Genomic DNA, 22,691 nt, shown 5'->3' with positions numbered 1-22,691 from the left:
TTCCTCCACCGGACAAAACGGCGGAGGTGGCCTTGTGCATGACGGGCAAGTTGGACGCCTCCCAGTCGAGACTGGGTACCTCATGGTTGGACAAGGAGGATCCGGCTGAACCTCAGAGGGCTGCGCATGCCACCTCGTGATTCCAGCCCCACAGATGAAGTGGAAGCCCACTCCCGCGAATTCACTCAGTCCCGACGTCGTGAATCGACGGCCGTCGGGGAAGGACTGGAGCGCCTTACGTGGCCCAAGAGGAGCCAGCTCCGACTGTCGGGCGCATCCCTCTTGGAGACGCAGGTAAGCGTCCATCCCCATCAGGGTGTCGAAGGACCCCCCAAGCTTGCGAAAGCATGACAACGCTGGACGCACCATCATGCTGTTGGCAATCCTAAGTGCTGCCCATGTTCCGGAGGTAGTGATGGAAGCGCGCCCAAGCCAAATCCTTGAGTTCTTCAACGGCACCAAGCAGATGCTCGTGCCGCTCTTCCAGCGCCCTTACGAGTGGGGTCCGAGTGAATGGGAGACGCTCTGGGCCGACCTCCTCGAGCAGTACGAGCGTACGGAAGAGGAGTCCGTCGCGAGTCACTTCACGGGGGCCATCGTCACGGCACCTGCGCGGTCAGTTCCTGTGGGCGTCTCGAAGTACCTGGTCATTGATGGTCAGCAACGGCTCACGACCGTCACCATCCTCATCTGTGCGATGCGCAGCCTCTTCGAGTCCGGGACGAAGGAGTACCGGAAGCTGACCCGACTCCTCGTCAACGAGGACGACGATGGCCTCGACCACTTCAAACTGCTCCCGACGCAGCCCGACCGAGCGGCATTCCAGGCGCTCATTGCAGCGACGCCCCAGGCCGACACGCGCTTCACCCAGGCCTTCGAGTTCTTTCAGAAGAAACTGGCGGGCAACGATTCAGATGGAGCGCCAATAAATTCTGAGCGGCTAGCAACCGCCGTTCAGAGCCGCCTCACCGTTGTCGCCATCCACCTCGGCGACACGGACGACCCGTACCTCATTTTCGAGAGTCTCAACGCCAAGGGCACCCCCCTCACCCAAGCAGACCTCGTTCGCAACTACCTCCTTCTCCGGCTCCACTCGAACGCGCAGCAGAAGGCCTACGAAGAAGCGTGGCTGCCAATGCAAGCGATTCTACCCGGAGAGCACCTCACCGAGTTCATGCGTCAGTACTTGATGATGAACGGAGAGGAGGTCGCGAAGTCCGCAATTTACACCGTCCTCAAGAAGCGGCTCCTCGATGTACAGGACGCGGCCATCGCAGGTGAGTTGCTTCGCATGCAAAAGGCCTCGGTCCTATATGCCAACATCGTCGGCCTCACAGCACCGACGGATGCAACCGTCGGCAAGGGGCTGGCGCGACTTCACCGCTGGGACATCGCGACAGCCAACCCATTCATCCTGAAGCTACTCTTGGCTCACTCCAGGGCAGAAGTCAGCGCGACCGATGTAGCTTCGTCCATCGCCCTCATTGAGTCTTTCGTGGTGCGTCGAGCCGTCTGCGCCGTCCCCACCAACCAACTCAAGCGCATCTTCCTGTCGATTACTAAGGACATGCCTGCCTCGGGCGTTCCGCAGTGGCTGTCGAAAACGCTGGCCGCGGGTTCGAGTGGCAGGAGATGGCCGAAGGACGACGAGTTCAAGGACTCACTCCTCCGATATCGCGCCTACGCTCAGCCGACGGCTCGCTGCAGATTCCTCTTGGAGAGCATTGAGGAGCACCACGGCCACAAGGAGCCAGCAGCTTTCGCGAACGCGACCATCGAGCACGTGATGCCACAGACGCTGACCGATGAGTGGCGGTCAATGATTGGCGACAACGTGACGGAAATTCACGAGCAATGGGTTGACCTTCTCGGGAACCTGACGCTCACCGGCTACAACAGCGAACTCTCGAATTCGCCATTCCCCATCAAGAAGCAGCTTCTGAGTGACAGCCACTTCGAGATGAATAAATGGATCGCAGGCAAAGAAAAGTGGACAGAAGTCGAACTCCGCGAAAGAACGGAGTTGGTCTTCGCCAAGACGAAGGAAATCTGGCCGCGTCCTGCTGAGTAATGCCGGCCCTGGCCGAAGCCCGCAACGTCCCGTGCACTATTGTCGGGCACCGCGCTGTTCGAGTCGTCGTGCGCCATACGCAGCACGCGCGACCGCCTTGCACACGCGTCGTGCCTGACACAGTAATCCACCCCTATTCAACCAAGCTGACATCACCATGCAGACACTCGAATCTTTTCTAGAACTCACCAACGCCAACTTGTTCCTCAAGGAATTCTCATTCGCCCAGAACAACTTCTCCCCCCAACCAGAAAAATCTCTTGAACTGGCCGATCACATCGTCTGGATCAAAGACCAAATCATCATCTACCAACTCAAGGAGCGAATCCCCGATGGCCCCATGAGCGCAGAAACCGAGATTCGGTGGTTTCAAAACAAGGTACTAAAAAAAGCAAAAACGCAAGTTCGAGACACACTCAACTACCTGAACTCATATCCCAACATCGCAATCAAGAACCAAAGGAATCACTCCTTCACGATCTCCAAAGACCAAGTCACCCAAATAGCAAAGATAATCCTCTACGCAGTCCCCTACGACCCGCCGCAGGAATTCAGGGACACCAAGCACCTTGAGAGTTCAACCTCGGGGTTCATTCACATAATCAACGTCCTCGACTACATCGGCATCTGTCAGAGCCTCATTACTCCCGCCGAAATATGGGAGTATTTTGATTTTCGCGAAACGGTCATTCGAAAATGGCCGGAGCGGGCCTCGCGCATCAAGGAACAAGCACTGGTCGGGCAGTTTCTCTCAGGGGAGTTAGACTTCTGGCCTGAGGCCCACTACGAGTCCTACCTCACATCTCACTCCAACGACCTTGAGAGCTTCAATATCATGCCATTTCTTAACGGGCTCCAAGAACGCCTGACGCCAGTCCAAGGCGCCGCACAAGGAGAGTTCGACTACTATAAAATCCTGCGAGAGTTCGCGCAGCTCAACAGAGCTGACCTGCGCGCCCTTAAGGAACGCCTTCTGTGGTGCCTAAAGACCTGCCAATCCGGAGAGATGACCAAGCCTAGTCGCATAGCAGTGCCGCGGACGAACTGTGGCTTCGTTTTCATCCCTGTTCCTGCCGAATTCAGAAACGACCCTTTGTCCGGCATGATTGCCATCACACGTGCCGCAAAGTATGAGGACAAGATGGCCCGTGAAGTCGGCACTGCTATTTCATACAACAAGCCCTACTTCGACATGCTCCATTGCTTCCTCGAATTTCCTTGGGCGACAGACCCAGAACTGGAGCAAGAAATGCGCGAATCCCCCATCCTCCGCACAGCGCGTTTCGAGATTGCCCAACGGTATAAATTTGACTAGCAACCCATGACGCCGCTCAAACGAACAACTGAAGCCATCTCACGAAGCCTGGGATGGAAGGAATTCACAACAAAGAATGGCTCCGCTGTGCTCCTCAGACGCGACCGCCTCGTCATGGAAGGGCCAATCCTACGTTCCGCAGCACGGTGCGGAGAGTAGGCGATGCGCCCAATGCCGTCGGTCTCCTGAGACAGCGAAGCAGCGGGGCAGAATCACGGCGGGTGCCGCGCAGCCATGATTCGGGCCTGCATCCTCCGCCTGCGCGGGCCTTGGGACACATTCGAGACGGCAGTGGCATGGACAGAATGCCCAGAAGCGCCTCACGAAACTGGGGAGCTTATCGCTGAACGTTGGCGAAAACCCTCTTGAGGTCTCGCCAGGCATCGACAGCCGAGCGCGGCAGCCCCCGCAGGGGCTCAGTAGAGCCATCCAGCGAGATGAACCGTTTTTCCACTTCATCTGTTGAAAGACGGAGGTCGGCCATGACGTCGACGGCACGGCCAATGGCGCCCGGGGCGAGGAAGGCAGTTGACGGGTCAAAGGGAGGGAAACGTCGAACGATCTCCGGGTCTTTGGTCCCCATGTTGCGCGGCCCATTCAGGTCAAGCAGGAGTACCTCAAGGAAGAGGTTCAATGCATCTTCACGTCGCCCCTGGTGGACAAGCGCTTCAGCCAAGTTGAAACGTGCGTTACGATACAAACCCCAGTTCCATGCTTCGGCATGCGTCGCGGCCTGGCGCATCAGGATTTCTGCCACCACATCGTGTGCAGTGGGGACTCGACCAAGCTGCCCATGGAGCAGTATGAGGAGCGCCTCAACCTCGGGCTCCGGCACCCCGCCATTCTGTACGAAAGAGCGAAGCGAACCTTGCGCCTCATCGTCGCGGGCCTGAGTCTCCGTAAGCAGTGACTTGGCGCCGTCGAACGCTCGCTTACGCGAATACAGAATGGCACTGCACTTCGGACAGGCCCTCTTTCGCTGCGGCATCTTCTCGAACCCATGGCCGCAACTTGGGCAATTCGGCCCCGCCACCCCAAGCTCGGAGAGAAGCATGCGCCAGGACAGGCCTCTCTCCAGCTTGGCAGGTGCGTCCATCGCACTTGTTGCAGAGTCTGATACCGCAGACTCTGGCTTTCTGGTGCTCATGCTTCAGTCCCTCCGTCTTCGTTCGTGACAGTAAGCCGCAGCGTCGATTCCATGCGCGCTGGGTGATGCACCATTGCCTGTCGCGATACGCAGGCCTGCGCGCGGGTGGAGGCTGTCTCACGAACTGCACCAGATGAGGCCTAGGATTCCGCCGGCTCCTTCGCGCCCTTCTTTTTCGAGCGAGAGTAGGCCGTCTGCGCCCCCACGGCCGCCAGAACCAGTGGCGCACCAGTGCAGACAACGGCACCAGCCGCCATGCCGCCACCAACAACCTTGCCGACGCTCTTGAGCCCGCTGCTCACCAGAGCTGCGCCCCTGCCTCGGCCAAGGAAAGCAACCAGAGCCGCGGTGCCGAGCACGCCGAGCAAGAGGGTCAGCCAGCCGGTGCTGCGCGCTTCCGCGCGGGCTTGGCGCTCGACGTCCGGCGCAAAGGGGTCGTCCTTGTAGGCCAGGAAAAGCGTCGTCAGGGACACCGCCCCAACCGCTGCTCCGGTGACGGCCACTCCAGCAAGCGGACCACCACCAATGAGGCTGCCGGCGGCACTCAGGGCCGTCATCGTCCTCGCGGCGCCAGCGAACTTCAGCGCGGCACCACCCGCAAGAAAGGTCGCAGCCATTTTCGCGGCAAGCGGAGTGCCGACGATGGCGAGGACCTCACGCACCTGAGTGCTGAACGGCACTCCAACCTTCGCCAGCGTTGCAAGGTGCTCGCAATTGTGTAGGACAAGATTGTAGCGGGCCTCGCCCAGGAGATTGTGGGCGCGCATCACGACTTCAATCGGGGGGAGGCACGTGCCATAGGGCACGACCTCGATGGGATGACCATCCGCAAACTCTTCGAGGGTGCCCAACCGAACCCGAGCGCTGTCGGCATCCTTAGCGCGATCTCCAGCATAGTGAACGACCTGGCCCTCGCCGACGTAGATACCGTGATGCGTGTACACCCCTCGCGTGGAACGCAAATGGTCTCCAAGCTGGTACAGACTCGCTGCGACGATGGCGTTGACCTGCCCCGGCAGAAGGTCGCCGGCAGGCACGAGGGCATTCGTGCCGATCTGACTGTAAAGATTCATGGTTTTGACCCTTTCTTTCCTGGTTGCCCAGGGACCTTCAGTTGAGACTTCGTTGTCGAGGTTCGCCCGACGACATCGATTTTACCGACTGGCCTCGCTGTTTCTGACAGCCCCTTCTTTTCCGACCCCTTGGTGCTCGTTGCGACTGCTGCGGAGCCGATGCCGGTGCTTTGAGGTGTACCAGCTACTTCCCTTGATTCTGACAGCGCCCTTTTCAGCGGGTTTGATTCGCTTAGAGAGGTTCGTACCAAGCTCGCCTTCGCCACAAGAGGAGTACCAGCCGTCTTGCCCCTTTCTGACAGGGCCCTTGTCGCTGGGAATGCGAAACTCGGTGTGCCCCTCGCCAAGCCCACCTTTGCCGACGGAAGCCCCCCAGCTCCCTTTGGTATCGCGGCCATCGTCCCAGGTGATGACTCCGCTGCATTCGCGGCGAGGCCGGCCACGGCCCCCAACACGAGGCCGGTGACCACCGAGCTACTGCTACGCCCGAACAGAAGCCCAATCAGTCCACCAACAGCAGCTCCTCCGAGCATGGCGTCCGTATCAGGTGCTTCAGATGAGGCCCCGATAGCTGCACGGGTGACGGGAGGACGGCGTGGGTCCAGCCGTGCTTCCAGGTGCGTTCCAAAGTCCTGGACGTAGAGAACTTGCTCGCCGCCGTAGTCGAGGCGGTAGTCGGCTCTCTGGCCTACGGGAAGACCCAGTGTGGGTACCAGCCCTCCATCTTTGGGGTGCTGGGTAAGAGAGCGCCGCAGGCGCACCTTCGAACCAGGCGGCTGGCTGGACAGCAGTTTCGCCACGGCATGCCAAGTTAGCGCCTTCATTCTTCGTCCTCCGTCGGAAGTTGCGGCAGGGCAAGGTCAATGATGGCCTTTGACTTCCGCTTGGGCCATTTGCCATCAGTGATGCTGACCTTGAGTCGCTTGAATCGTTGGTCGAGCGTGTTTCGTTTCGTGTCGCCGAGCACAATGGAGTGCTGTTCCTGCAAGGTCTCGATGGTGACATATTGCTCATCAAGTAGACCCAGGCCCGCTGCGGCATTGCGAATAAGGATCGCGTCGGGCGCATTCATCTCCTGCAAGCGCCGTTCAAGAACCTTCCTCTGTTGAGCTTCGGCAACCATGTCGACGCTCCATGTGAGTACCTGCTGCTGTATGATTTCGCCCCTGACCATGAGGCTCTCCATCGCACCAGCAAGCATGATGTTGAGCGGCCGAACCTCCACGGCCTGCTCAACCGGTAGTTGGAGCCACAGCGTCAGATTCTTCTGGGCGAGTGCCTCAAGGTCGCGACGATCAACGCCAAACGCAGCAAGCTGTCCGTGCTCTGCGTAATCCGCGAAGAACAATCCTACACAGAGAAGTTCAAATAGAGCGAAGCGCGCGAGAGCGCGCTCTCCAGCCGCGAGAGTCGAATCAGTCGCCATCCTCCCGAGGTGCTTCTGAAACTCGTCGCTAGAGGACGCGCCAAGTGCCATGGACTGCTCGGCCCATCCCTGGAGTTCCTTTGGAATCTCCAGCGTGAACACGTCACGCAGGCCCACATGGATGCGGAAGAGAGTTGGAAAGTTCTGCTCGTCCCCCACGGCCGTACACAGGGGGACTCCGCGAACCTCAGCCTCGTAGGCCTCCAATCCGAGCTTGGCTCCGAGTAGCTTGAACTCCTGGAAGCCCTGCTGAAGGTCTGTTCCCGGCGGCAAGTGCTGCTGGATGGCAGCCTGGAAGCCGGAGGCCTCAAGGTGGCGCCACAGAGTGCCAAGGAGTGAGTTGTCGTGGTCCATACGGCGACCGTAGCCCCCCACCCCGTTGAATCTGACAGGGGCTCCGCCACCCCTCGTTTTTTCTGATGGGTGACCGTCCCACTGACGTTAGGGACGCCTAACCACCTGAAATTCGGTCGCTGCGTTACGCAGCGCGCCAGCTTCGTCACGCCGCTGAGCTACGCGTGCGGCCCGGGCCGCGGTGATGCCGAATCGCTCTTCCAGGGCCTGGAGCGTGGGCCCTGTCGTGCGCGGCACCTGCTCGTCCACCTCGAGGACGGTAGCGTGGAGGGCGCCTATGTCTCCGTCACCTCGACATAGGCGTCCCCGGCACGCCGGGCACTCGCGACGCTCCGCACGCGGCACAGCCCCGGCACCGTCATCCGTACCGTGGCCGTGCCGTTGCCCTGGCGGTTGAGGTCCGCCGTCCTACGCAGCCACCGCACGCACCACTCAGCGCCCGCAGGCCGGAGCTCGGCGACGCCGCTTTCGCCGCTCATGGACGAAGACCTCCACCGTCAGCTCCCGCCGGCCGTCGGCCTCCTGCTCCACATCCTGCGTCAGCAGCATCCGCATGGCGGACGCCTCCGTCAGCGCGCCTGAAACGTTGTTGAGCTGAGGACATTCCAGACCCAATGAAGGGGTAGCCGCCTATATAGAATGGTACTTCTTGTGAGCCCTATCGTGAGGGTTAGCGGCGGAAGCGCGGCGCGCAGATTGGCTGACGAGTGGCTTACTGGTGGCTCGCCGAGTCCCTCATGAGCATGAAACCATAACTCGCCAAATCATGCAGTAAAACCCAAGAGCAGGAGGCCACCTATGAAGGGGATATTGCTGGCAATTGGCATATTGGCATCTGGCGCAGTTGCCTTGAGAGCAAATGCAGAAGACAAGCCAGCAACTGCGGCAGTGAAGAACGGCTGGTGGATCAAGATAAAGACGGAAAAAACCGAGGCATCTTCGATTTCGTTCCAAATTGGAACCAGTAAGAAGGACCGTAGGGACTGGAGAGTGTGGCGTTCTGGAGATCCTGTTGAATTCGATGTCCCCGATGATTTTCGCACTGTGTCGAAGCTCTACATCCATGCCACGTCAAATCCGAACGACAAGAACTCTTGGTTCTGCATGATGTATAAGGGCGACGGTGTGAAGCACCTTGATTTCGATGATGATGAAGATCAGTACAAGGGACAGGGCGACCGCGACAGCGAGTGCAATTGATTCATCTCCCCTGTCATCCTGAAGAACCGCAAAGGCATCGAGGAATCCGCAGCGGCTCCTCGATGCGCTGTTCGACCGAGATTTCGCCGCTGATTCCTGCGAGTGCCTGTACCAGGGACACTCGCTAGGGCGAGTGAGTGCGGCGCGCGAGCTTCGCGCGTCTCTGCTCGGCAAGCTGGTCGTGAATCCATTCCAGCCTCTCCATGCGGTCCTATGAGTTTTGATTCCGCAACCACTTGAGGAGCTCGCTCGGCGACATCACGCGCCAGCCGTCGGCGGAGCCCGTGCTTCGCGCTATTCGCCGGAGTCGTTTGTCCGTGGTGCAGACAACAGCCGGGAGGGTCGCAGCGTAGAGGATATCGAGATCCACGGCGTCGTTGATGTCCGCCTCATAGGGCCTAGCCGGATTGTTCGCCTCGACCGCGTAGTGAGCAACCACGTGGACGAAAAGCCCCAAACGGTCCACGGCCTGCATCGGCATGTCCACTGCGAGGCCGGACCGAACCGCAGCGACGTGCTGATCAAGGTCCAGCGAAGTGCCCGATGCCGATTTGGAAATATACGTCTCCCACTTGGTGGCCCTCTCCCCGAAGACATTCCTCGGGGACGAGAAGTCCAAGGGGCCGATTGCGAACTCCCGGCCGTCTTCCGTCTTGTAGGTGTACCGCTTGCGCAGATCGTTGGCTGAGGTCGCGCCAGAAATGTAGCTCCAGACTGCACGGTAGAACGACGCCATCTCGGAGAAGTTGAATTCTGAAGAAGCGACCAAGCCACTGAGCATGGCCAGCTCGCGCCCACCGGGCAGAACGGGCAGCTCCGGGTCGAGGACAGCATCGAACTGTCCTACGTTCCGCGCCCACTCCGCAAATGTCATCCCCCCTGTGGGCCGGACGAGAGCCTCAAGAAGTTCGGCCCATGCAGCATCTGCGATGGAAACCTTGTAGTTGCCCCTGATGCGGGCGAGTTCCACAAGGTCGAGGATGGTCTCGGGATTCGTACTACCCTGAATGATGTACCTGACAATGTTCGTGTCGAGGACGATGCGGCCCGCGGAGTCCGTGGGAAGCACTTGGTGCGGCGTGTACCGAGAGACCCAGTCGAGACCAGCTCGGCTGGCGTCGCGGGTGGAGACCTTCTTTCCGTCGTTCTCGCGGAACGTCATCACCCGGGACGCGCCATAGAGGTCGACCAGGCGGATTGCTACGAGCAGTCCAACGTCCGAATTCGTCTCGGCGGGCGTCCGCGTGCCGGCGACTGCTGCAATGCGCTCCCGCCCGATGGAGCGGAGGACCTCTAGAGTCACGTCCTCCCCGGCTGGACTCGTCGAGAAGTAGCGCGCGATGGCTGCATCGATATCAGTCACCAGCGACGCGAGGTACTGGGTCCGCTGCTGGGCAGTCCTCGATGCTGAACTTGTCTCCGCTTGGCTGACCCATTTCGCCACAAGGCACTCCCCCGCTAGACCACAGGCCTGATGCTACCCCTGGGGTCCGCCGCCAGCCCAGCGTTCAGCGGCCGGAGCCACCGGAGCGCCATTGCAAGGGCGCTCCACTCAAGGCGACCCGTGGGCCCAAGGAATGCTCGAGCCCCAAGGGTGGGGCACCATGGATTCAGCCAGGGGACGCGCAGGAGAGGTCGCACGAGCGGAAGCCGGAGGTAGTGACACCACCGGAGGCAGAACGCCCGGCCGCGTGCACCGACAAACGCCCACATCCGACACTCTCCCGCCTCGCGCCTTCTGTAGGATGCTGGACGCCATCGCCAATCCCCGCTACTCGGGGAAACAGCCGCAGGGAAGTTTGCAGACACTCAATCGGACCCCGAATTTTCCCGACTTCACCCAACCCCAGGATTTTTCTCGTGTTTCCCGTCGCAGTCTCTAGAGAGAGCGCAGAGAACGAGTTCGCGCAGGGCTTCATTCGGGGAGCTAAACGAAGGGCCCTACCAACCGGTAGGGCCCTTTTGTTTTACACGGGCCTCGCGATGAACATCGCGGGGCCTTCGTGCTTAAGCCCCTGAATCACAAGGGATTCTGGCTCGCGGCGATGAAGAGGGCCCTCTTGACTCTCCACTCTGCAGAGCAAGATGCCCCCTCTCCTCCGCCGCCAATTGGGCTCTCTGGACCGCTGTGCCTACCCAAAATTCGGTCGCTGCGTCATGAGTACGTCAAAGCTGCGTCAAAACGCGCGTCATGACGTGAGCGATGCGCATGACGAGCCGCTCGGTCCTCTCTTCCATTTCATGGAGGTCGGAATTACGCCCGGCTCAGACGCCTCAACACCTCTCTGCCCGCGTGTGGACACTCCCCTGCCGTCCTGCGAACGCAGGTGGGCTGATGCAGCATGCGCGGATCTGCGAGGGTGTTGGTAGAAGGACCGAGACGCTACGCAGCGCGGCGCTCGTACCGGTGGTGGAGCCCGAAGACTTCCCGCAGCTCTATCACCTTGGCTCCGTGATCCGGGCCCTGCACCTCACGCGTCTCGGGCGCATCTTTCCCGAGCGACAGGTGCGTCCGGCTCGCATTGTAGTAGCGCTGGTACTCACGCAGCAGGCACCGAGCGTGGGCTTCGTTCAGGACGACGACATGGTCCAGCAGCTCCCTACGTATCGAGCCGATGACTCTCTCCGCATAGGGATTCTGCCACGGACACCGTGCTGCACTCGGCACCTCGCGAATCCCCAAATGGGTAAGCGTGGCGCGAACGCTCTCGGAGTAGAGCTTGTCCCTATCTCGGTGCAAGTATCTCGGAGCACTGGTCCAGGGAAAGGCCTCTCGCAACTGCTGCTTCGTCCATTCTTCCGTCGGATGCGCTGTCACATTGAGGTTGAGGATTCGCCTGTCTCGGTGACTCACAACCACAAATCCCAACAGCACTCCAAACGTCGCAGTCGGAATGACAAAGAAGTCCATCCCCGCGGATTCCGCCAGATGCAAGCGCAAGAAGTTCCGCCATGTTTGTGACGATTTCGGCGCTCCCCTTCCCGGTCTGGGCATGTACCGAGCGACCGTTGTCTGACCAACCTCCATCCCCAGCTTTAGTAACTCCCCGTGAATGCGCGGGGCACCCCATGTCGGATTGGCTTCGGCCATGCGCCGAATCAACGCGCGCACCTCTGGAGTTGCCCGAGGCCGCCCCACCTGACTCCGGGACTTCCATCGCCAGAAGAGTCGAAAGCCCATCCGATGCCACTTCACCACTGTCGCAGGCTGCACCAAGCACAGTGGCCTCCGCCAGCCCTGCCAGAGGCGTTGGAGAAACACCCAGAAGAGGCGGTCGCCCCGCGCAAGCCGCGGTGATGCGCGCTTCTCACGAAAGACTGCGAGTTGCTGACGAAGAGCCAGGTTCTCCAGCACCAGATCCGAACGGCTCCGCAGGGCCGAGCGCATCGTCTCGACCAGCGCCTTCACGAAGACCCGCATCTTGCCATTCTTGCCGGCCGTAGCTGGCAGACCAGAATTCTGCCGAACCCCGTCACGAGCAGCATGGCTTCATAGAGGCACCTGCGCACACTCCCCCCCACCCCTTCCATCCCCGGCATTCTTCGGCCCCCATCTGGAGGACTGTGCATGCAATGACGCGTTCGCTGACGCACGCTTCTCACCGGACCCAAATATCCGGTAGCCACAAGGGTTGTTGAAGCGCAGCTTCGGCTTCGACGTCTTCGCTTGCCCGAGCTGCGGGGCAAGGAGGCGGGTGTTGGCGGTGCTCAAGGGCCCTGGCATCAAGGAGGTGTTGAGGCACCTGGGAGTGCCTCCGGCACCGTGCTCGCCACCGACCGATACACTCCCCGGAAAGAACAGATCCGGTTCCTCCGCGCCCGCGACCAGCACTGCCGCATGCCCGGCTGCCGCCAACCCGCCATCCGCTGCCAGATCGACCACAACCACGAACACCAACACGGCGGCAGAACCGACGTGTGCAACCTCTGCCACCTCTGCACCCGCCACCACACTCTGAAAACCGAAACAGAGTGGACGGTGACGCAGACCGCCGGCGGGGTGCTGCACTTCACCAGTCCCCTCGGCGGCCGCTACAGCGAAGCCCCCCCACCCAGAGTCATGTTCCTCCCCGACACCGCCCCCCACCCTTCTGACACCCGGAGTGCGCTGGCCACCCCCGCACCGCACGACGCCGGAGAGCAGAGACGCCCGAGCCCTCGACAGGAGCACTCGGCTGCCCGGTGCTCCTTGGGCCGGACATCGGAGGCCCCGGCCGTCCGCTGCTGACCCCCGCTTCATGAGACCCACATCGTGCGGGGCGAGGGGCTGCCATGACGACAACGAACGAGGGCGCTGTCGGCGCCGAGGCGATCACCGCGAAGTGGCAGGAGCTCGGCGGAGAAGCGGGAGCCCTCGGGGCGCCGCAGTCGCCGACGCAGACGTCCTTCGTCGGGGCATACCGGAGCTTCGATGGTGGCGCGGTCGCTTGGTGCGAGCAACTCGGAGCGCACGCGCTGTATGGCGCGATCAGCGAACGGTGGCTCGAGCGCGGAGTGCATCTCGGCGCGATGCCGGAGGCCGACCAGCAGTCGACACCGGACGGCAGCGGAGCGTTCGCGCCGTTGCGGATCATCGAGCACGACGGTGGGCTGGGCGAAGAGCTGGCCGTGTGCGCTGCCACCGGTTCCGGAGCGTTCGAGGTCTATGGAGCGATCTGGCAGCACTGGAACGCCGCCGGGGCCGCAGGTAATCCAGTCGGCTTCCCGATCGACGGCGTCGGCACCACCGTGGACGGCGTCGGTGCGCGGCAACAGTTCGAGCACGGGTGGATCTGCTGGCATCCGGAGACCGGCGTCGGCACACTGCGCGAGTCGATCGCGCAACGCTGGTCGGAGCTGGCGTACGACCAGTACGGCTATCCGACGAGTGACCATGTCGCGCTCCCCGACGGCCGCGGCGAGTACGTCACGCTGGCCACATTGCAGCCCGACGGCAGCAGTGTCGCCGGCCCGTCGATCTATGCCACGCCGGAGTTCGGTGCGTGGGAGATCGCGGACGAGATCCAGACAGAGTGGCGCCGCCGGGGGCGAGAAGCGGGAGAGGTCGGCTATCCGATCGGTCCGCCGACCGATCGCATCAAGGCACCGGGACGTGAGCAGCTGTTCGAGAACGATCGCATTGTCTGGCCGCCCGATCCGCCGGGGACGCCGCGCCCTGTGTTTGCCAGCGGGCCCATCCGCTCCGGCGGGCTTGCAGCGCTGGGCGGGCGCGTCACCATCCAGGTGAATCCGGACGGGAGCGTGGAGTGGTCGGGCCATGCGCACAACAGCGGTTCGGACAATTACGACTTCTCCGTTCGAGCGGTCCTTCGGCCGGCGAAGCCCGATGCCCCCGCGATCGTGTTCAACCACTCCGGGAGCGTCTACGGCACGTTCCACTCGGGCTCACGGGACGACGACTGGTCCGAGCTGCACCCCTCGGTGGATGACGACGGGCCCGCACTGCTCGACATGCTGAGGGGCGCCACCCTCGAGACGGCGACGGAGTACGAGAGCGGCATCGTCAGCACGTTCGAGACGGTGCTCGGGTGGGCGATCAAGGCCGTCGTGGCGTACACGGCGGGGACGGGAACGCTGGTGCTGGTCTTCCTGGGCGTGGAAGTGGGCAGCCTCGTGGCGACGGGGTCTCTGCTGCCGGGAGCGCAGATCATCAACGACATGTACTGGATGGCCGGGCCGTTCGGCACGCTCGTCTCACTGGGGACGCGGGCGATGATCGCCGCCGGCAGCCAGGAGACCGAGGTGACCGAGGAGCAGTACGACTGGGCCAAAAGCACGGTGTTCGGCGATTCGCTGCCACCACGTGAAATGCTCGTCGTCACCGACTGGTCGGGGGAGAAAGACCGGGCGTTCACGTTCCGGCGCTTCGACGGCAAGATCACCCTGAACATGGGCCGCTCGGGCTTTCCAGACCCTCGCAACTACCATCTGGGTCGGCGCAAGTACGGGGAGACGTTCATCCACGAACTCGTTCACGCATGCCAGGCGCATCACGACAAGATGGGCCTGTCATACCTCGGCAAGGGCATCTCCGCGTGCGTCGAGGGCGAGTCGTCGTACAGCTATCCGGCGACCGCCGACTTCGACTACACCGAGATGGGTCTCGAGGCTCAGGCGCAGATCGTCAGTGACTGGTTCGCCCGCTCAGCTCTGAAAGCCGGGACGAAGAAATGGGAGCCGGACACGGAGGACCCGTTCTATCGCTACATCACCGACAATTTGCGGATGGGCGTGTTCTGATCTCCGTGCGAACGGAGCCCGGAACCAGCAGAACGGCCCCCGTCACCAGGGGCCGTTCTGCGTCGTGGTGGACCTGAGGGGATTCGAACCCCTGACCTCTTCATTGCGAAATTGCGAACGAAGCGCGCTGCCAACTGCGCCACAGGCCCGTGAACAACCCGTCTACATTATCACGATCGCGACCGCTCCCCCGACGCGGGCAGGGTCACGCGCCGACGGCGCGGCGCGCCAGCAGCTGCCGGACGTGCGCCTCGATCTCGGCGTCGTCCACGTAGCCCATGCGGCTGAACTCCGACGCGCGCGCGACCCGCGCGGTGTCGATGGACGGCGGCTGCGGCTGGGCGGCCTCCTCACGAGCGGCGGCACGCAGCGCCTCGCGGGCGTCGCGCTCGTCCAGCACGGCGGCGGCGCGCGAGCCGACCGACGAGGCGAGCGGCTTCGGAAGCTCGCGCGGCGTCCACGTCGCCGGGCGAGCCCCGGCGAGCGCGACGTCCGGCACGACCTGTGCGGCGCGGGCGACGGGGGCGACCGTCTCCCGGCGCACGGCGCGCGCGGCCACCCGCGACATGCGCTGGAGGATGAGCGCCGACGCGGCGAACACCGCTCCCCCAGCCCACACGAGAGTCGAGACCCCGGCCACGACGAGCTGCCACACGCCGACACCGGCGACGGCGAGCGCGAGCACCGCGACCATCGTGGTGGCGAAGCGGATGCGGCAGCGGGCACGCGCGCGCCGCGCGGCAGGCGCGTGATGGGCCGCGGCGCGCTCGGCGCGCGCCGCGGCGATCGCCTCGGCACGCTGCGCCTTGGCGAGCTCGCGCTCGGCGGCGGCTGTTGGTGTTCACGAGGAAGCGCGGAAATTTGGACCGGGGCGGCGGACGGGTTCAGCAGGTCGACCGCCCCGGGGTGAGGCTCAGCGCTTCGTCTTCGCCTTGCGCGCGGCGGCGTTCTGCTCCGCGGTCCTGCGGCGGTAGCTCTGCCCCTCGATGGTGATGATGTCGGCGTGGTGGATGACGCGGTCAATGAGCGCAGTGGCGCACGCGGCATTGGGGAAGATGCTCGGCCACTGCGAAAACGGCAGGTTGGTGGTCAGCACGAGCGACTTCTGCTCATACCTTCTGGAGACGACCTGGAAGAGCAGGTCGGCGTTCCTCGCGTCGTAGGAGAGGTAGCCCACCTCGTCGATGACGAGCAGGCCGGTGCGGGTGGTGTAGTGGCGCAGGCGCCGGTCCAGGCCGCGCGAGGAGTCCTGGCTGCCCAGGTCCAGCAGCAGCTGCGAGGCGGTGGTGAAGAGCGCGGAGTGGCCGCGCAGGACGGCCTGGTGGGCGATGTTCTGGGCAATCATCGTCTTGCCCAGCCCCTGGGGCGCGACAATGACGACGTTGCGGGCGCTCTGCATGAAGTCCAGCCGGAGGGCGGACTCCACGGCCTCCCGGTCAATCTGCTTGGGCCAGGCCCAGTCGTAATCGGCCATGGGTTTGAGGCGGCCGAGCTTGCTGCGAGAAAGGCGCCGCTCCAGGCTGCGGCGGCCGCGCTCCTTGAGCTCCTCGTCGGCGACGTGCTCGATCAACTCGGTGGGGCCCCAGCGGGCCTTGGTGGCGCGGGCGATGAGGTCTTCGAGGGACTCGGAGGTGGAGTGCAGGCCCAGGTGTTGCTGAGCACGGTGGATGAGGGAGACCGACCCGTTCTCGTACCGACTGGATGATGGGAGCCCAATTGGGGGCAGCGAAAATGCCATCACGAAGCTGGATCACCAGTGGGCACGCTCGTGATGAGACCCAAACCATTGACGCGACAGCAGTTTCCGCAAGAAGCGGAACTGATTGCTCCCATCCTACGGTTCTCCGGTCGAGTCAGGGCTGCCCGAAGGGCACCGCCGGAGGCGGCCAAGGCCTTGACGCGACTGGGGAACCGTAGTCCCGAGGCCCGCAACCACGCGGCTCATCCGGCCATCAACAAACGTGCGCGGCAACACCTGCCTCGATCCACGTTCGTGAGCACCGTTGTAGCGCGTATGAGGTGCGCGTCGCGGGGAAAGTGTTCCTCTCTGATGCCCCCGTGCCTACTCAAATTTCGTTCGCTGCGGCATGAGCGCGTTGATGCGAGTAAGCGAGGCGCACAGAGCCGGCGAATTCCTGAAGCGGCGAAAGCGGGGTCGGAATCACCGAAGAACTACCTATGCCGCCCCGCGCACTCAAAAGGCTGTGCGCTCCTGAAGAAGGGACTGCAAAACCGAGCCCGACGACTGCCAGCCGAGTGAGGACTACTACGTGCCCGGGCGACCAGCGCTGCGGTGATCTCGGCCGGCGCTCACGGGAGCGGCCGGACACGAGAGGGCTCGCGGCCTCCGCCAATGGTGGCACGAGGTCCCGTGTGCCCATCCGAAATTCGGTCGCAGCCTCATGCGCGCGTCAAAGCCACATTCGGCAGGCGTCAATGCGAGTGAGCGCGGCGCGCGTAGGAGCCGCCGAGTTCCTGTAGCGGCGAAGGAGTGGTGGAGCACTGGGGGGCGGCATCGGGGCGTACCAAGCTGCTGCTGCACGCGGCCTGACTCGGTACCGCCTGCGGAGACCTACTACCCGCGCAGGCCGTGGACGCCCGGCCGGCCGGGCCGCGATGGGCCACGGGAGCCTGCGGATACGGCCTCGCCTGTCTCAGCTTCCGCGCGCGCATCGAGATCATGCGACCTTTACCCACCACCCCATGCTTCGCCCCGCGAGCCCACGCCCACCGCCACCGCGCACTCTCTGTGAAGCGGGCGCCGAGAGGCTCAGAACCATGGACGGGAGGTCACCCGCCGTGTAGTTCGCGGACATTCAATCGGTCCCCGATTGAAGGGGGCGCCGAGCCCCCTCTTTGAAACCGCTGGATATCGCTCGGTTTTTCGGCCCTCAGAGAGTTTGAGTCCTCTCAGAGAAACTCCGAGAACGAGTTCGCGCAGGGCTTCATTCGGGGAGCTGAACGAAGGGCCCTACCAACCGGTAGGGCCCTTTTGTTTTACACGGGCCTCTACAGCCGCCTGAGCCAGGGCCTCGATCTGGCGATCGGCAACTACAACAGCCTGGGCCTCACCTTCACCATGGCGCGCGGCCCGACCACGGGTTGCAACGCGAACATCACCGCGACCATCACGTCCGGCGCCGGTGGCTCCTCGGGCTTCCCCTCGGGCGGCCTGCCCTACGGCACCATCAACATCGGCACCGGCCTGCAGAGCTACAGCGTTGACGTGAACGAGCACGTCATCACGCACGAGATCGGCCACACGATCGGCTTCCGTCACTCGGACTACTACAACCGCGCCATCAGCTGTGGTGGCTCCGCCTCCAACGAGGGCACCGCGGGCGTGGGCGCCATCCTCATCTCCGGCACGCCGAGCACGGCCACGGTCGGCGGTTCGATCATGAACTCCTGCTTCCGGTCCACCGAGACCGGCGAGTGGACCAGCTCCGACATAACCGCGCTGACCACCATCTACTGAGATGCGCTCAAGGCCCCCAGGGATGTCCCTGTCGCACTGGGGGCCGCTTCTCGCGGGCACCTTCTTCCTGGGCCTCGCGGCCTGTGGAACGGGGGTGCCCGGGGAGCCTCCGGGCACCGGCCTCGCCGAGGTTCCCTCTGTCTGCGCGAGCGTGAAGAAGCCGGAGGTGCGCGGCCTCTCTCAGTGCGGCCCGCTCCGCGAATTCATCCCCATCAACCGCTACCAGGGCGAGTTCTCCGACGTCATCCAGGACCGCGAGGACGCGGTCGTGCTGATTGACGGGCGCTGCACTGGAACCTTGATTGAAGCAAGCGCGGGTCCCGTGGTCGTGACGGCCGGGCACTGTGCCAGGCTGGGCGACCGGGCGCTGCTGGTCTTCAACTTCGAGGAGGCGTCCGACGGCGACCCGCTGGTCACCGAGGGCTCCGTCATCGAGCAGTCGCTCGAACCCGACTATGCGCTCATCCAGTTGGATGTGCTGCCCGCGGTCAGGCCCGTCCTGCTGACGACGCGGCCCACCGAGCGGCTGGCCATCATCCAGCATCCCCGCGGCTTGCCCAAGGTCATCGCTGAAGGCAGCTTCGTGGCTTCATGTGACCGGCAGCTCTACTACTCGGACCTGGACACCCTGGTCGGGAGCTCCGGCGCGGGCGTGCTCAACCGTCAGGGACACCTGCTGGGCATCCACACGGACGGCGATTGCGACTCATTCGGCTGCGGGACCAACCGGGGTTGGACCCTGGAGTCGATTGTCGAAGCGTCCTCGTACCTTCAGAGCGGCGACATCGCCGAACGCTGAGCGGAGGCGGCCCTGGGCCGCCCCTCGCGTTCGCGGCGCGGGGCTCGCGCTAGCGGACCTGTCCCTGGCTGTTGGCGATTCCCGACGCGCGCAGCGCGGTGACCAGGGAGGTCTTCCCGTCAACGAGCGTGACGGGGATCCGCTGGCCGCCCATGGGGACGGAGCCCAGCCCCGCGATGCCCGTTGGCAGCTTGAGGCCGCTGGGCCGGGCGCCCTCGAGCTGCATCATCTTGTCGAAGGTCGCCTGGGACGTGCAGACCATCCCCTTGAGGTTGTTGGTGAGGGGGACCTTCTGCCAGTGGAGTTGCTCGTTCTGCTCCTTGGGGGCCGTGCCCGCCACGGTCCGGTTGAAGTTGTCGTTGCGGGACGCCTCGGACTGCTTCCCCCAGAGGGGCTTCGTGCGCTGGAGCGGGTTGCCATCCTTCGCGAGCTGGGACTGGTCGTGCTTCGTCGCGCCTGGCACGAGCCCCATGTTGTCCGTGGAGGAGGCGCGCCAGGAGTGGCCGGGCTTCGTCAGCACCTCGGGGCTGAGGATCATCTGCACCTTGTCGTCGTTGCTGCCGACGCCGAGGCCCTTGGACGGCCAGGCCTTCTGCTCGGTGCCCACCGCGCGGGTGTAGACCGCGAGGGCGCCTCCGCCGTTCTTGTCCGCGGGCCGGCTGTACTTCGCCTCGGGGCCCAGCCGGTTGTAGGCGGAGCGGAGCTGACGGCCACGGAGCGCGCTGTCGACGAACTCCGGGCTGATGCCGTGGGTGAGGCAGGAGGCCTGATCCAGGTTGAGCGCGGGCGCATCCTTCTTGTTCGGAGCCATCGCGGGGGCGGCGCCCTGCGTGAAGCCGACAGCGTGGGAGGGAGGCTGTGCGTGGTGGGCGCCGGCCACCGGCGTGGAGAAGGCGCTCGTCCCCTGGTGGGTGTTCGTCCCGGTCGCCTGGTTTGGCGCGGCCGTGTTCGTCGCGGGTGGGATCACCGCCGGCGCGGGCCGTGGCGCCTCCGACCGGGCTTTGACCAGGTGGGTGGGCGGCGGGTTGATAGGCTTTGGGATCCGGGTCGGCATGGCGGCTCTCCAATCAGTGGACGCCAGCAATGCCTACCACCTTCTCCGCTCCCAGGCGAGCCGACAGGCGGACCCATGTGTATGCTGCCCTACAGCTCGCGTCGCGCTTCAGCCGGCCGGGGGGCGCGCTTCGGCGTGAGCTGCGCTTCGAGGGTCCTCGCCCAGTGGGCAATCACCTTGCGGCGTCGGGTGGTATCGTCGTGGAGCAGGCTCGCGAGCGCCAGACCGCGCAAAAGGTCGAGCGTCGCGCGCACCGCATCGCGGACGTCGCGGTCGCGCTCATCGAGGCCGAGCAGTTCGACGGTGATCCGGTGCACCTCCCGGCCGACGTGCGTCTCGAGCGGCAGCAGCATCGCCTTCAGCTCCTCATCCGCCACGGCGGCCACCCAGAGGTGCGTCGCGGCGGTGAAGAGCGGACCGGCATAGACGTCATGCAGCAGGTTCAACAGGGGCTCGATGCGTCGCCGGCTCTCCGGCAGTCCCTTCGCGCGTCGCGCGAGCTCTTCGATCTGCTGGTGGAAGACGTGCTCGACGGCCGCCGCGACGAGGGCCGTCCGCGTCGGGAAGTGGTGCTGACAGGCGCCCCGTGACACCCCCGCCCGCTCGGCGATGGCGCCGGTCGTCTTTTCCGTCGCAGTCTCTGGAGAGAGCGCAGAGAACGAGTTCGCGCAGGGCTTCATTCGGGGAGCAAAAAAGAAGGCCCTTCCCTAACCCGGCAGGGCCTTTTTGCTTTCCACGGGCCTCGCGATGAATATCGCGGGGCCTTCGTGCTTAAGCCCCTGAATTCCAACGGATTTCGTCTGTGGCCGCTAGCGCAGACACTCTCGGCCCTCTCGGTTCCAGAGCGCCGCGCCCGCCTCTCTCCCCTTCAGAATGGCCCTCCGAGGTCCTTCGGAGCGGGGTTTGGGGAGAGAGATCGAGAGCGTTTAACAGAAGCTGTTTAACGTCCGCGTGGCTCTTGCGGAGAGGGCCGCTCTCTCCTGACCCGCGTTTCCAGAGTTCCAGCCCTCCCCGGGCTTAAAACCCGACCTCTCTCTGGCTGTTAAACGCCCTGTTAAACAGGAGCGACTGAAGAGGGCACCGCTCACATGCCTTCCTGATCTGATCGCTGCGCCCCCAATGCGCCGGGGGAGCGGCCTCCAGCGCCAACGCTCGTGCTGTGCTCTGACCTCCAGTCGCGCTCGTGACGGGATGACCGACACGCGAAGCAGCCCGTAAGCACGCACCGGAGTCGGTGCGTCGCCCCCTTCCCCTTCCACCCAACGATGACGAGCGCCCGCCGCGTGGGAATGCCCATGCGAATGGGGCTCCGTGCGCCCCGAGGTTCCCGCGATGCGCCGACCCGACCTTGTCCCCGACTGCTCCTCCTGCGCGGCCCTTTGCTGCGTGGCCACCTCCTTCGAGCGCTCAGAGGACTTCGCGTTCGACAAGCCTGCGGGAGTCGCATGCCAGCACCTGACACGCGGGAATCGCTGCGCCAACCACGCCGACCTCATCGGGCGTGGGTGCCGGGGCTGCGCCGTGTACGACTGCTACGGTGCCGGCCAGCGTGCGACGCGCGCCTTCGCGGCCGAGCCCGCCCACCTGCGCAACCAGGCGTTCCTCGTCCTGCGCAGCCTTCACGAGCAACTCTGGCTGCTGACGGAGGCCTTGAAGCTCCGCCCGCCGGCGTGCGGCGAACTGCGCGCGGAGCTCGCTGCGCAAGTCCAGGTGTTCGACACCCTCGCACAGGGTGATGTGACAACGCTCCTCGAGAGCGACACGAGCCACCACGACCGACGGATGCGTGCGCTCCTATGCCGGGTAGGCAAGGCACTCGGTGGACGCACGAGTTGGAACCGCTCCGTTCCGAATCGAAAAGACTGACTGAAATCCTATCGAAGGACTGTGCGCAGCCGGCGGTGCCTACCCAAAACTCGGTCGATGTGTCGTGGGTGAATCAAAGCTGCATCAACCGCGAGTCATAACGGGTGAGCGGCGCGCCAACTGAGCCATCGGGTAAGCTTCATCCGCGTCCTGAATGAGCCGCTTCGTCTCGGATGAGCGCCTGCCCTTGGACAACAACCGCTCGGAATCGGCGCTGCGGAAGGCGGCCCTGGGCCAAAGAATTTCCTCTTCGTCGGCCACGAGCGAAAACCTCGCGGGCCTCTATGCGCTGGTGGCCACCTGCGAGGCCAACGGCGTCAACCCCGAGCCCTACCTCGCGGGCGTCCTGCTGCGCGTCCAGACACACCCCAACTCGCGCATCGGTGAGCTGCTACCCCACGAGTGGATGCGGCGACGCTCCGCCGACCCGCCCGATTCGCCCCTCCAACTCACTCCCTGAACAGCTCGCCGAGCACGGTCCGCGTCTGCCATCAATCCCCCCGGCACGTCACTGGCCGGACGGTTACCCCGCTGGAGTTCCTCAATGTGCGTGTAGGCGGGATAGAAGCCATCTTGAGGGCGAGGGCTGGGGGCCAGCAAGGCCGCGGGCCGAGCCGGAACACGGGGCGGAGCAGCCCGGCCCAATCCATCCGTGCCGACCTCTGCTT

General features: G+C 63.8%; 17 protein-coding genes, 1 tRNA gene and 1 pseudogene. 8 read left to right on the top strand and 11 right to left on the bottom strand.

Annotated elements, in window-relative coordinates; genetic code table 11:
- Nucleotides 1-370 precede the first annotated feature (370 nt).
- Both GTZ93_RS16415 and GTZ93_RS16410 read left to right on the top strand, forming a co-directional pair.
- Nucleotides 371-2,071, top strand: a complete 1,701-nt coding sequence (locus GTZ93_RS16415; RefSeq protein ID WP_139915160.1) for a DUF262 domain-containing protein — start codon at nt 371-373, stop codon at nt 2,069-2,071.
- Nucleotides 2,072-2,228: 157 nt separating this feature from the next.
- Nucleotides 2,229-3,386, top strand: a complete 1,158-nt coding sequence (locus GTZ93_RS16410) for a hypothetical protein (RefSeq protein WP_139915159.1) — start codon at nt 2,229-2,231, stop codon at nt 3,384-3,386.
- 337 nt (nt 3,387-3,723) lie between these two features.
- Here the strand turns inward: GTZ93_RS16410 and GTZ93_RS16405 are convergent, their stop codons facing one another.
- The 4 genes from GTZ93_RS16405 to GTZ93_RS16385 all read right to left on the bottom strand — a co-directional run bounded on the left by GTZ93_RS16405 (nt 3,724) and on the right by GTZ93_RS16385 (nt 7,865).
- Nucleotides 3,724-4,533, bottom strand: coding sequence for a zinc ribbon domain-containing protein (locus GTZ93_RS16405; protein WP_139915158.1), 810 nt, complete (start codon nt 4,531-4,533; stop codon nt 3,724-3,726).
- A 140-nt stretch (nt 4,534-4,673) separates the two neighbouring features.
- Nucleotides 4,674-5,606: a lecithin retinol acyltransferase family protein gene (locus GTZ93_RS16400; RefSeq protein ID WP_139915157.1), complete on the bottom strand. Its 933-nt coding sequence runs from the start codon at nt 5,604-5,606 to the stop codon at nt 4,674-4,676.
- A gap of 820 nt (nt 5,607-6,426) precedes the next feature.
- Nucleotides 6,427-7,386, bottom strand: a complete 960-nt coding sequence (locus GTZ93_RS16395; protein WP_139915156.1) for a hypothetical protein — start codon at nt 7,384-7,386, stop codon at nt 6,427-6,429.
- A gap of 275 nt (nt 7,387-7,661) precedes the next feature.
- Nucleotides 7,662-7,865 (bottom strand): hypothetical protein, encoded by a 204-nt coding sequence (locus GTZ93_RS16385; protein ID WP_257978922.1) that lies wholly within the window; start codon nt 7,863-7,865, stop codon nt 7,662-7,664.
- 319 nt (nt 7,866-8,184) lie between these two features.
- Here GTZ93_RS16385 and GTZ93_RS16380 point away from each other — a divergent pair, with 319 nt between their 5' ends.
- Nucleotides 8,185-8,586, top strand: coding sequence for a hypothetical protein (locus GTZ93_RS16380; RefSeq protein WP_139915155.1), 402 nt, complete (start codon nt 8,185-8,187; stop codon nt 8,584-8,586).
- A 211-nt stretch (nt 8,587-8,797) separates the two neighbouring features.
- On the opposite strand, the gene GTZ93_RS16375 is transcribed toward GTZ93_RS16380, so the two are convergent.
- Nucleotides 8,798-10,030: a hypothetical protein gene (locus GTZ93_RS16375; RefSeq protein WP_139915154.1), complete on the bottom strand. Its 1,233-nt coding sequence runs from the start codon at nt 10,028-10,030 to the stop codon at nt 8,798-8,800.
- Between the two features lie 939 nt (nt 10,031-10,969).
- Nucleotides 10,970-12,007 (bottom strand): integrase core domain-containing protein, encoded by a 1,038-nt coding sequence (locus tag GTZ93_RS42765; protein WP_257978921.1) that lies wholly within the window; start codon nt 12,005-12,007, stop codon nt 10,970-10,972.
- A gap of 851 nt (nt 12,008-12,858) precedes the next feature.
- Here GTZ93_RS42765 and GTZ93_RS16365 point away from each other — a divergent pair.
- Nucleotides 12,859-14,826, top strand: a complete 1,968-nt coding sequence (locus GTZ93_RS16365; RefSeq protein ID WP_139922114.1) for a hypothetical protein — start codon at nt 12,859-12,861, stop codon at nt 14,824-14,826.
- 65 nt (nt 14,827-14,891) lie between these two features.
- Here GTZ93_RS16365 and GTZ93_RS16360 read toward each other — a convergent pair.
- The 3 genes from GTZ93_RS16360 to istB form a co-directional block, all read right to left on the bottom strand.
- A tRNA-OTHER gene (locus GTZ93_RS16360) sits at nt 14,892-14,975 on the bottom strand.
- A gap of 56 nt (nt 14,976-15,031) precedes the next feature.
- Nucleotides 15,032-15,427, bottom strand: a complete 396-nt coding sequence (locus GTZ93_RS16355; RefSeq protein ID WP_139922116.1) for a hypothetical protein — start codon at nt 15,425-15,427, stop codon at nt 15,032-15,034.
- Between the two features lie 312 nt (nt 15,428-15,739).
- Nucleotides 15,740-16,564, bottom strand: coding sequence for an IS21-like element helper ATPase IstB (gene istB, locus GTZ93_RS16350; RefSeq protein ID WP_139922123.1), 825 nt, complete (start codon nt 16,562-16,564; stop codon nt 15,740-15,742).
- Between the two features lie 1,254 nt (nt 16,565-17,818).
- On the opposite strand from istB, the gene GTZ93_RS16345 reads away from it, so the two are divergent.
- Nucleotides 17,819-18,304: a M57 family metalloprotease gene (locus tag GTZ93_RS16345; RefSeq protein ID WP_276528809.1), complete on the top strand. Its 486-nt coding sequence runs from the start codon at nt 17,819-17,821 to the stop codon at nt 18,302-18,304.
- A gap of 22 nt (nt 18,305-18,326) precedes the next feature.
- The gene (locus tag GTZ93_RS16340) at nt 18,327-19,103 is read left to right on the top strand and encodes a trypsin-like serine peptidase (RefSeq protein WP_257979451.1); all 777 of its coding nucleotides are present in this window, start codon (nt 18,327-18,329) and stop codon (nt 19,101-19,103) included.
- Between the two features lie 49 nt (nt 19,104-19,152).
- Here GTZ93_RS16340 and GTZ93_RS16335 read toward each other — a convergent pair whose 3' ends face one another.
- On the bottom strand, nt 19,153-20,157 hold the full coding sequence (locus GTZ93_RS16335; RefSeq protein ID WP_139922120.1) for a hypothetical protein: 1,005 nt from the start codon (nt 20,155-20,157) through the stop codon (nt 19,153-19,155).
- 89 nt (nt 20,158-20,246) lie between these two features.
- A complete protein-coding gene (locus tag GTZ93_RS16330; protein ID WP_257979452.1) occupies nt 20,247-20,837 on the bottom strand; it encodes a TetR/AcrR family transcriptional regulator in 591 nt (196 codons plus the stop codon).
- 841 nt (nt 20,838-21,678) lie between these two features.
- Between GTZ93_RS16330 and GTZ93_RS16325 the strand changes: the two genes are divergently transcribed.
- Both GTZ93_RS16325 and GTZ93_RS16320 read left to right on the top strand, forming a co-directional pair.
- The gene (locus GTZ93_RS16325) at nt 21,679-22,023 is read left to right on the top strand and encodes a hypothetical protein (RefSeq protein WP_139922121.1); all 345 of its coding nucleotides are present in this window, start codon (nt 21,679-21,681) and stop codon (nt 22,021-22,023) included.
- A 154-nt stretch (nt 22,024-22,177) separates the two neighbouring features.
- Nucleotides 22,178-22,483 (top strand): annotated as a pseudogene (locus GTZ93_RS16320) (transposase domain-containing protein); the annotation flags it as partial.
- Between the last annotated feature and the right edge of the window lie 208 nt (nt 22,484-22,691).

The sequence above is a fragment of the Corallococcus exiguus genome (assembly GCF_009909105.1).
Lineage (GTDB): Bacteria > Myxococcota > Myxococcia > Myxococcales > Myxococcaceae > Corallococcus > Corallococcus exiguus.
This window is presented reverse-complemented; position numbering and strand designations above follow the sequence as displayed.

Coding starts and splice junctions, on each gene's coding strand:
- GTZ93_RS16400 (WP_139915157.1), bottom strand. CDS start 5,606: ATGAATCTTTACAGTCAGATCGGCACGAATGCCCTCGTGCCTGCCGGC.
- GTZ93_RS16405 (WP_139915158.1), bottom strand. CDS start 4,533: ATGAGCACCAGAAAGCCAGAGTCTGCGGTATCAGACTCTGCAACAAGT.
- GTZ93_RS16415 (WP_139915160.1), top strand. CDS start 371: ATGCTGTTGGCAATCCTAAGTGCTGCCCATGTTCCGGAGGTAGTGATG.
- GTZ93_RS16365 (WP_139922114.1), top strand. CDS start 12,859: ATGACGACAACGAACGAGGGCGCTGTCGGCGCCGAGGCGATCACCGCG.
- istB (WP_139922123.1), bottom strand. CDS start 16,564: ATGGCATTTTCGCTGCCCCCAATTGGGCTCCCATCATCCAGTCGGTAC.
- GTZ93_RS16380 (WP_139915155.1), top strand. CDS start 8,185: ATGAAGGGGATATTGCTGGCAATTGGCATATTGGCATCTGGCGCAGTT.
- GTZ93_RS16340 (WP_257979451.1), top strand. CDS start 18,327: ATGTCCCTGTCGCACTGGGGGCCGCTTCTCGCGGGCACCTTCTTCCTG.
- GTZ93_RS42765 (WP_257978921.1), bottom strand. CDS start 12,007: ATGCGGGTCTTCGTGAAGGCGCTGGTCGAGACGATGCGCTCGGCCCTG.
- GTZ93_RS16410 (WP_139915159.1), top strand. CDS start 2,229: ATGCAGACACTCGAATCTTTTCTAGAACTCACCAACGCCAACTTGTTC.
- GTZ93_RS16395 (WP_139915156.1), bottom strand. CDS start 7,386: ATGGACCACGACAACTCACTCCTTGGCACTCTGTGGCGCCACCTTGAG.
- GTZ93_RS16335 (WP_139922120.1), bottom strand. CDS start 20,157: ATGCCGACCCGGATCCCAAAGCCTATCAACCCGCCGCCCACCCACCTG.
- GTZ93_RS16330 (WP_257979452.1), bottom strand. CDS start 20,837: ATGAAGCCCTGCGCGAACTCGTTCTCTGCGCTCTCTCCAGAGACTGCG.
- GTZ93_RS16385 (WP_257978922.1), bottom strand. CDS start 7,865: ATGAGCGGCGAAAGCGGCGTCGCCGAGCTCCGGCCTGCGGGCGCTGAG.